This is a genomic window from Psychrobacter sp. 4Bb, assembly GCF_002836735.1.
In the GTDB taxonomy this organism is placed as follows: Bacteria; Pseudomonadota; Gammaproteobacteria; order Pseudomonadales; family Moraxellaceae; genus Psychrobacter.
The window spans coordinates 224,242-233,540 of record NZ_PJAS01000052.1 but is presented as its reverse complement, the minus strand read 5'-3'; the positions used below and the strand labels follow the sequence as shown (position 1 = coordinate 233,540).

The following is a 9,299-nucleotide window of genomic DNA, read 5'->3' as shown; positions in this document are numbered from 1 at the left end:
CCGATATTATTACTAAAATGAACGTTTTCTAGAGAGGAACGTTGCTAATCTATAAGCGTAAACAGTAATAACTAGCATTAGATAAAAACAAGTTAAATAGATGCTATATAAATTCTAATATCTGTTTTTTACCATTATTTGAGGAGAAGATTATGTTTCGTTGGGCTATTATTTTTGCAGTGATCGCATTACTAGCGAGTTTCCTAGGTTTCGGTGGTGTCGCAGGATTGTCTACTAATTTGGCATACATTTTCTTAGCAGTCGCTGTGATTTTGTTTATCGTTGCCTTTGTCAGTCGTAAGATGTAAACACAGCTTATCGTTGTAAATACCTACTATAAAAAAGACCCTCAATTGAGGGTCTTTTTTATCTACTTTAACGAAGGTAATCGTTAGAAAGCTAAAATAATCGGCATCAAGGCATACGTTGTAGACTTGCTACTACAACCGTTTGGGTTGAATGATATGCTCCATGCGTTTGGCTAAACGAATATCCAGACTAGATATGCCACCTGTGTCGTGGTTGGTTAAACGAACTTCAACGATATTGTAGGTATTACGCCATTCTGGATGGTGCTCAAGCGCTTCAGCATGAAATGCCGCTTGATTCATAAAGCTCATAGCCTCGATAAAATCGCTAAAATGATAGGTTTTGACGATGCTATTGCCGTCACGTTGCCAACCAGCAAGCTCTTCTAGCTGTAGATTGATTTGTTTGTCAGATAAACTACTCATATTAATAACCTTTATTGTTATGTCGAATTGGTTTATTAAAAGTGGTGCTGGGGTATGTCTCCTATGCTAAATAAATATCTACGTATTTTCCTGCTTCGCCCGATATCATTTAACTGAACTTAGTTAACGAACTAGTTGAGCCTAATTACTTAGCCAGTTAAATCAAGTCTTGATACTCAGGATGTTTGCTAATGTATGACGCGACAAATGAGCATTGCGGTATTACTTTCCTGTTTTGGTCACGTGCATAATCTAGCGCGTGCTTAACGAGTGCTGAACCAACGCCTTGACCGCCTAATTGCTGCGGTACGATAGTATGATCGTAGACTAACTTGTCAGCACTGTCCTGATAGCTAATATAACCTGTCTGACCATCGATAGAGGTCTCAAAGCGTTTTGCTGCTTGGTTGTGAATAATTTCTAGATTTGGTTTAGAGTTTTGGTTACTCATTAATATACTCCATTTTTTATTATCGAATTTTTATTAGTAACTAACTGTTTATTAATTTTGATAGTGCCAGTTTAGTATGTAGGTTTGATGCTTAACAATCTAGACGCTTACCGTAATGGTTGATAGGACGACTGTTAACGTCATCTATGTTTGTTGTCCTACCTTATCATGGCCGTATCTAGTTGCAAATCTGAATATGTCACCATGCATAGGATATGGCTTTACGAACGACTGGAGGTAAAAAGTGAGTGAGACCACTAGTATTTTCTATCGCTAATTTATCTTCTAGTTTGTCTTCTAAATCGTTCGCTGACCTATCATCTTTAAGAGTGGTACTATCTGCATTTTCCGTTGATTGCATATAGGCTTGCCATTCTTTTTCGCTGGGTTTGCTAAAGTGATAAATACGTCCCAGTACTTGCTTGAGTTGCGTACCAAAGCGGCCAGTGTTATAGCTTAAACCATACTTACGGCATATGGCCTGTACCTGCGGCGCAATCTTTGCATAGTGGCCAGCTGGCATATCAGGAAATATATGATGCTCAATTTGGTGGGACAAGTTACCTGTCAAAAGATGGAACCATTTGCTGCCTTTGATATTGCTAGAGCCAAGGATTTGGCGTACATACCAGTCGCCTTTACTTTCATTGGCATCAAGGTGAGTATAGATATGCGCTTGCTCAGTGAAATGGCCGCAAAAAATCACTGCCCATGTCCATAGATTGCGGACAGTGTTGGCAGTCATGTTACCGCTCAGCGTACTAAAGGCGCTACGATGACCTAGTGTCAGCGCTACCATAGACGGCAGTGCGATATAGTCTTTGCCTATTTGTCGTCCAATTTTGGCAAATAACGCGCGAGACTTTTGTTGCATGATTTTGTGCAAATCAGGGGAGTTGGCGTATTCATCTGCACTGATTTGAATATCGTGAAAAGCTACTGCCCATTCAAAGCCAAATGCCAGTACCGCTGTACTAAATATATTATAGCGATCTTCTGGCGCCCAAGGCTGCTCGTCAGTCACTCGAATCAAGTGATAGCCTACGTCATGATCACGGCCAACAATATTGGTAAAAGTATGATGTAAATAATTATGAGAGTGTTGCCATAATGGAGCAGGGCAGACAATATCCCAGTCGAATTTTTGACTATTAAGGTGCGGGTGTTGTATCCAGTCATATTGACCATGCATAACGTTATGACCCAGCTCCATGTTGTTCAATATTCTGCTAAAGCTAAGTAAAGACGTGCCTAGTAGCCAAGTAGCGACTAGACTGCGTTTCGATGGCATACGCCCAGCCGCTGCAAGTAGACCACGGGCGATAATTTCACTATATACCACGGTGGCATATATCCGCTGTATGTAGCGTGCATCCTTACTTCCTAGCGAGTCCATAACGCTTTTATATAGGGTATCAAGCTCTGCAGCTAAAGCATCGCTTTGAGACTTTGATAAGGGTGCATCAGTTACTGTTGGGTATCGAGGCCTTATTGATGTGTCTGGCTGACCGCTATCATTGATTGCTTCATCATTAAGCTGCGAGTACGGCGTTTGCGGCGTCAAAGACAAAGGCGCGTTTTTTGCTAGCTGTGCATCGGACAGGGGCGTCAAGATAGGCACAGCAGATTGTGGCGTAATAACAGGTGGGAGTAAGCGCATAAATAAATCCTTAACCGAAACGGCATGAATAAGCAGCACTGCATCCGGTTTGATAAGTTATCTGAGTTTTAGCTTATAAAGTAACGTTTGTCTTTTATTTCTCATAGGTTGTTTGGCATATACTTTCTATTGAGCCAGTTGTTCTATTAAGCCAGTCATCAAATATCGAGTACCACATCAGTCATGGCAATATTGATGCAAGTTTGAATAGACTCGTAACCATCCCCGCTTACTTTCCCTGTCTGGACGTTTTTGACCACGCCGCTGACTTTATTACAGCGGCACAATTGGCAAATGCCTTGCCGACAACCATGTGCTAGTCGTATATCTGCATTTTCAGCAGCAGTCAGTATGGTCGTGTCACTGACAAATTGCCGCTGCCGTGACCGCAAATAGACAGTGTGTTCTTCTACAGGTATCGTCTTATCGAATGTTTGATTGCTGCCGTTATCAACATTAGCTAGGGAATTACCAAAGTTCTCTACTATGATGTTATCGCGCAGCTGTTTGTCTATAGGTAAAGTTATCTCTGCGGCGGCTTTATATAAGCCAGCTAATAACGCTTGTGAACCGCAGGCAAATATTTGCGTATCTGATAGAGGTAAGTTTAGCGACAGCAGACCCTCTACACTTAAATATCGTGTGCCAGCCAAATAGGTAGTCGGCTCTTCAGTATGGATTAGATGATAAGTGAAGTCTGGATGAGTATCGTTCAGCTGTTGCCACTGATGTTGCAGTTTGGATGAAACAGTCCGACTATAATGCAACAGCGTCACATGGTGACCATTACTCAAGGCTTGAGTGATAAGTCCGAGCATGGGCGTGATACCGCTACCGCCAGCGACAAATAATAAAGGGTTTAGTTTTTGGTTATCTGGTTCTCTATGGTCTAAATTTGCCTTTGCCTGTGCTAAAGTAAAATGACCCAGTGGCAAGCTTGTATCAACGACGCTAGCCAGTGGCATCTGTTTGGTTAAATAGTTAGATACCAACCCTTGCGGTTTAATCGCGATAGTTACCGTATGACGTTGGTCTGCCGTATGTCTCTCGGTAGCATCGTCGAGCCACCAGAGGGGTTGATGCGCCAAGCCCACTATCGAGTAGCTACGTTGATGATATACCCCCTCAATACAAACGCGCAAATCAAGATATTGACCGCCTTGCCAACCACCCATCACCTCAGAAACCTGCTGTTTAAAGGCTCTATTGGTCTCAAATCGAAGTGCTATCAAATCATCACTTAATGTATAGCGTGCGATCAGGCGTAACTTAGGAGTCGTCAATGACCAAAACGGATGTAAGCGCGATCCGATAAAATCGACAAACGCACGTTGAATAATTTCAGGGCGATAGCCGTTGGCCATATTATCAGTACCTTTATGATTGTGATTGAAATGAATGTTGCACATTCGATGTCAGCTTGTCAGTCATGCGGTAGCTTACTAGTCATGTTGTAGACAATAACGCCAAACTATTTCTCCAACGCTATTAAGCTATCCTAACATGCTAACGACGATTGATTAAATTTGCGAAAGTTTTGATGCTACTTTTTGTGGTTTTTATAAAACACTAATGAATCAGAATGTTAGGTTTGCGTATTGAGTCGAACTTTTAAGTGACTCTTTTAGAAAACTTATATCATCAAAGTAGATGGCTTAATACCAAAAGTAGCAAAACAAAGGGGAAAACAACCTGTTAGCTTGCAGGGTATGCGCCACAATGCGATAATAACCTATAATTTGTAACCCTGATTTTGAGGTACAGCACGCTTGGCATCATTGCTGAGTGGTATTTGCTGTTCTCTTCTATGCAGTCTATCGGAGTGTTAATGGCTCAATATATCTACACGATGAACAACGTGTCAAAACTTGTTCCCCCTAAGCGTGAAATTTTAAAGAACATCAACCTATCGTTTTTCCCTGGTGCCAAAATTGGTGTCTTAGGTATCAATGGTTCAGGTAAATCAACGTTGCTACGTATCATGGCTGGTGTCGACACTGAATTTAGCGGTGAAGCGCGCGCGCAAGCAGGTACCAAAGTTGGCTATTTGCCACAGGAACCACAGCTTGATGACAGCAAAGATGTACGCGGCAATGTCGAAGACGGTATGCGCGAAGCACTAGACGCGCTCGCTCGTCTAGATGCCATTTATGCTGAATACGCTGAGCCTGATGCTGATTTTGACAAACTTGCTGAAGAGCAAGGCAAAATGGAAGACATCATCCAGTCGTGGGATGCGCACAACCTAAACAATCAGCTAGAAAAAGCCGCTGATGCACTGCGTCTGCCACCATGGGATGCGGATGTTAGCAAATTGTCAGGTGGTGAGAAACGCCGTGTGGCACTATGCCGCCTACTATTGTCACGCCCTGATATGCTATTACTCGACGAACCAACCAACCATTTGGACGCCGAGTCTGTCGCATGGCTAGAGCAGTTCTTGCAGAATTATAGCGGTACTATCGTTGCCATTACCCATGATCGCTATTTCCTTGACAATGTGGCTCAGTGGATCTTAGAGCTTGACCGTGGCCATGGCTATCCGTACGAAGGCAACTATACTGAGTGGCTAGAGCAAAAGAACACGCGTCTAGAGCAGCAGAATAAGCAAGAGGAGTCATTTGCCAAAGCGCTGAAAAAAGAGCTTGAGTGGATTCGTAAAAACCAAAAAGGCCAACAAGCCAAATCTAAATCTCGTGTACAGCGTTTTGAAGAGTTGAACTCAACGGAGTTCCAAAAACGTAATGAGACCTCTGAGATTTATATTCCACCAGGTCCACGTTTGGGTAACAAGGTTATTGAGATCAATGACATCTCTAAATCATTTGGCGATCGTCTACTGTATGAAAACCTAAGCTTCAACGTACCAGCGGGTGCGATTGTTGGTATCGTCGGTCCAAATGGTGCGGGTAAGACCACACTATTTAACATGATTACTGAACGTGATACCCCAGATACTGGCTCGGTTGATTTGGGTGAAAGTGTTAAGGTCGCTTATGTCGGTCAGGTGCGTGATCACTTAGATGATAACAAAACGGTTTGGGAAGAAGTGTCTGACGGTCTTGATATTATTACGGTTGGCGACTACACCACGCCAAGCCGTGCCTATATCGGTCGCTTTAACTTTAAAGGTTCAGATCAGCAAAAGCACGTTGGTCAACTATCAGGTGGTGAGCGAAACCGTCTGCAATTAGCGAAGACGCTAAAGCAAGGCGCAAACGTATTGCTACTCGATGAACCATCAAACGATTTGGATATCGAAACCTTACGTGCGCTAGAGGATGCGATTCAAGTATTCCCAGGTACTGTCATGGTGGTCTCGCATGATCGCTGGTTCCTTGACCGTATCGCGACTCATATCTTGGCATTCGAAGAAGAAGGTCCAGTGTGGTTCGATGGTAACTACACTGAGTTTGAAGCCTATCGTAAAAAGACAATGGGCGATGATGCGACTCCTAAGCGCGCTAAGTATAAGAAGATTACCAACTAATACCGCTATTTGGTATAGTTAAGTTCAATAAAAAAAGACCGCTAATCATTAGCGGTCTTTTTTTATAGCTATTTAGTCAGTATGAGTTATTAAACCAATACTAACGTTTACGCCCGAATTTACGCTGCTTTTTATTACCAATCTCAATAATCGCATGGGTAATCTCTTCTTCGTCTAGACTCGCCACTTGCTGTAAGATTTGCATCATATCAGGCGTTAGAACGTACTTAGCGTGACTGGCGATGTCATTGATACGATGATCAAAGGTCAGTATGCCTGTCTCGTCATCCTTTTGTAGATAGTCTAAGCGAGTCAATGCACTGATAAAGCTGGTGAATAAGGCGCGATCAAAGAAGTCTGGAATATCATCGGCGTATAGTACAGATAGGCGCTGTCCAAGCAGATGACATAGGTCAACGACTTCGTTCTCAGTCAAATTACCAGAACCCTGCTGAGCGAGTAGGGCAAGCGTCATGAAATAACGCTCAAGGCTTTGTCCAACAGGTGTCGCCAGTACTTGCAGCTGCTGATAATGCTTGCTATTAGACTCAGGAACGCTAAGCGTGTCATCACCCAGCTCAACAATCAGCCCATGAGAGAGTAAGCTGTCGACTTTTTTGTTGAGGGTCTCAGCCAAGCCATGTGCGGGGTAGTATAAAAATAGCTCACCCTGCAAGAATGGGTATAGCTGCTCAGCAATACTGTCTAGGCGACTGCGTTTGATACGACCGTTGCGAGCGACTAGCGCGGACAAGAACGACAATAGAATAAACACATGCAAAATATTGTTGCGGAAGTAACTGAGCAGGGCAGCTTGCTTGCCTGCAACCTGAATAATATCACCTAAGATATGCGGCGTACGCTCAATGAGCTTTAACTTAATACCATAATCAATGATTTGCTGCGGCGTCATATCAGTGATAACTGTATCCTCTGAGTAGACCAGCTGCTGAGCCAGACCTTGGTACAAAGCGATTTGCTCACGGCAAATGTTTTCATCCAATGCAGCTTTTGGTGCTGATAGCAGAACCAATGATAGCAGCGAGACAGGGGTTACGACCGCAGCTTTATTGATATGCTGCATGACTTTCACACCGATGTTATCAACCATGGCGCTGGTTTTTTCATCGAGCGGCGAGTCAGTACGATCGGATGGCAAACTATTGGCTGGCACATCGAATTTTGTCATAAAATCGCTAAGGTGTAATGGCGTACCGAAGCTTAAGTGCACATTACCAAAGATACGCTCGATTTTACGGCCAACTTTGAGTAGTCCAATCAAAGACTCTGACTCTTTTGGCTTACCTTTTAGCTCACCGACATAAGTGCCGCCTTCCATAATGCGCTCATAACCAATATAAGTTGGAATAAATACCACAGGCTTATTGGTTTGGCGTAATTGGCTATGGACGGTCATCGCTAGCATACCCATTTTTGGCGGTAGCAAGCGACCTGAACGTGAGCGACCACCTTCGATAAAGTATTCAATCGGAGTGTTGCGCGTGATAAGAGTATGCATATATTCGCGCAGTACAGCGGTATACAGCGCGTTACCACGGAAGCTACGACGAATATAAAAAGCAACGGCACCGCGTAATAGTGGGCCTAATACAGGAACATCTAAGTTGTCACCTGCTGCCACATAAGGGATACTCAGACCGCGCTTGTAGATGACATAAGACAGTAATAGATAGTCGACATGGCTGCGATGACAAGGCACATAAATCAGCTCATAATCGGTTGCAAGGTCACGTACTCGCTCGAAGTGATGGACTTCTACGCCGTCATATAACTGCGTCCATAACCATGTCAAAAATTTATAAAAGCCTCTAATAATGGAATGAGAGTAGTCATTGACCATCTCATTAGCATAGCCTCTAGCCTGACTACGAGCTTCTCGAACGCTGGTCCCTTTTTCGGCTGCTTCCATCTCGATCGCATGTTTGATCGCTGGCGAGTACACCAGTTTGTCTACCAAGTTACGTCTATCTGATAAATCAGGGCCAAGCATGCTGGCGCGCTGCTTATCTAAATAAATCGACAACTGCTGCTGCAACATACGAACCAGTTCACGATTACTATCGGCTGATGCGACTAGCGCATAGCTTGGTGCTTGCTCAGCGTCAGCTGCGGCATCAGTAGTAGTAGCGGCAGTTGAATCTGTATCGACTGAATCCGTCGCTGTTAAATCTGCTTTAAGGGCATCTGTAGCAACTGAGTCAAAGGTAGCAGGTCCTTCCACATCGCCTTTAAGATTATCATTGATAATAGTACGTAAGTCTTGCGGTGGGTGAAACTGTACAAAAGTATCACGGCCCATCACCCCGATATTGAATAGTTGCTTGGTAATACTAGGATCTTGCCAGTTGTCGGCAGTTAGCAGCTTAAATAGCGAATCTTCTTTTTCAGGTGCACGCCCCCACAGAATCGATACGGGTACTAGACGTACCTTTAACTCGGGATATTGCAATACAGCAGACACCAAGCGAGAAAGTCGAGGTGACAATTGGCTGTCTTTGGCACTTGGGTGATTCAAAAATATGATGGCCGCATTTTCTTTAATATTATGGGCGGCATCATTTACGCCAACCAGTGCAGGCGGTAAGTTGTGCTCTTGCGTCTGCAAGTCAATCAGAATACTGTTGGAACGAGAGTAGTCCTGCAGTACATAAAACCGTAGCGTCTGATCATCATTGTCGAACTCAGGTAGCTCGCCTAATAACTTAGGTTTTACGGCGATATCGAGCATCTGACCTGACAGCTTACGATACAGCTGATTGATCGGTGCATTAGAATAAGGCTTCGTAGCGATTGCATTGCCATCAGTTTCAGACGCACGCTCAGTCGCGACCGGTGCTTTAAAAATCCGTTTTTTTAGGAACTTCGGTATCATAATCAGTATCAAAAATAGTCAAATATGTTGCGCTTATGATGCCATAAAAGCCACCAAAGCGATATATAGTG

7 protein-coding genes are annotated in these 9,299 nt (G+C 43.6%); 2 read left to right on the top strand and 5 right to left on the bottom strand.

From position 1 onward, the window contains the following. Window positions 1–152 precede the first annotated feature (152 nt). On the top strand, window positions 153–308 hold the full coding sequence (locus tag CXF60_RS04165) for a DUF1328 domain-containing protein (RefSeq protein ID WP_102090910.1): 156 nt from the start codon (window positions 153–155) through the stop codon (window positions 306–308). A 132-nt stretch (window positions 309–440) separates the two neighbouring features. Here the strand turns inward: CXF60_RS04165 and CXF60_RS04160 are convergent, their stop codons facing one another. From CXF60_RS04160 to CXF60_RS04145, 4 genes are all read right to left on the bottom strand, one after another. Next, complete coding sequence (locus CXF60_RS04160; protein ID WP_057757953.1) at window positions 441–734, bottom strand: 4a-hydroxytetrahydrobiopterin dehydratase; 294 nt, start codon at window positions 732–734, stop codon at window positions 441–443. Between the two features lie 157 nt (window positions 735–891). Further along, window positions 892–1,185: a GNAT family N-acetyltransferase gene (locus tag CXF60_RS04155; RefSeq protein WP_102090909.1), complete on the bottom strand. Its 294-nt coding sequence runs from the start codon at window positions 1,183–1,185 to the stop codon at window positions 892–894. A 199-nt stretch (window positions 1,186–1,384) separates the two neighbouring features. Then, complete coding sequence (locus tag CXF60_RS04150; protein WP_102090908.1) at window positions 1,385–2,845, bottom strand: fatty acid desaturase family protein; 1,461 nt, start codon at window positions 2,843–2,845, stop codon at window positions 1,385–1,387. 158 nt (window positions 2,846–3,003) lie between these two features. Continuing rightward, the gene (locus CXF60_RS04145; RefSeq protein WP_228707037.1) at window positions 3,004–4,254 is read right to left on the bottom strand and encodes a flavin reductase family protein; all 1,251 of its coding nucleotides are present in this window, start codon (window positions 4,252–4,254) and stop codon (window positions 3,004–3,006) included. Window positions 4,255–4,673: 419 nt separating this feature from the next. On the opposite strand from CXF60_RS04145, the gene ettA reads away from it, so the two are divergent. Next, window positions 4,674–6,335 carry an energy-dependent translational throttle protein EttA gene (gene ettA, locus CXF60_RS04140; RefSeq protein WP_102090906.1) on the top strand — a complete coding sequence of 554 codons (1,662 nt, stop codon included), beginning with the start codon at window positions 4,674–4,676 and terminating at the stop codon, window positions 6,333–6,335. Window positions 6,336–6,435: 100 nt separating this feature from the next. Here ettA and plsB read toward each other — a convergent pair whose 3' ends face one another. Then, window positions 6,436–9,228 (bottom strand): glycerol-3-phosphate 1-O-acyltransferase PlsB, encoded by a 2,793-nt coding sequence (gene plsB / locus CXF60_RS04135; protein WP_102090905.1) that lies wholly within the window; start codon window positions 9,226–9,228, stop codon window positions 6,436–6,438. Between the last annotated feature and the right edge of the window lie 71 nt (window positions 9,229–9,299).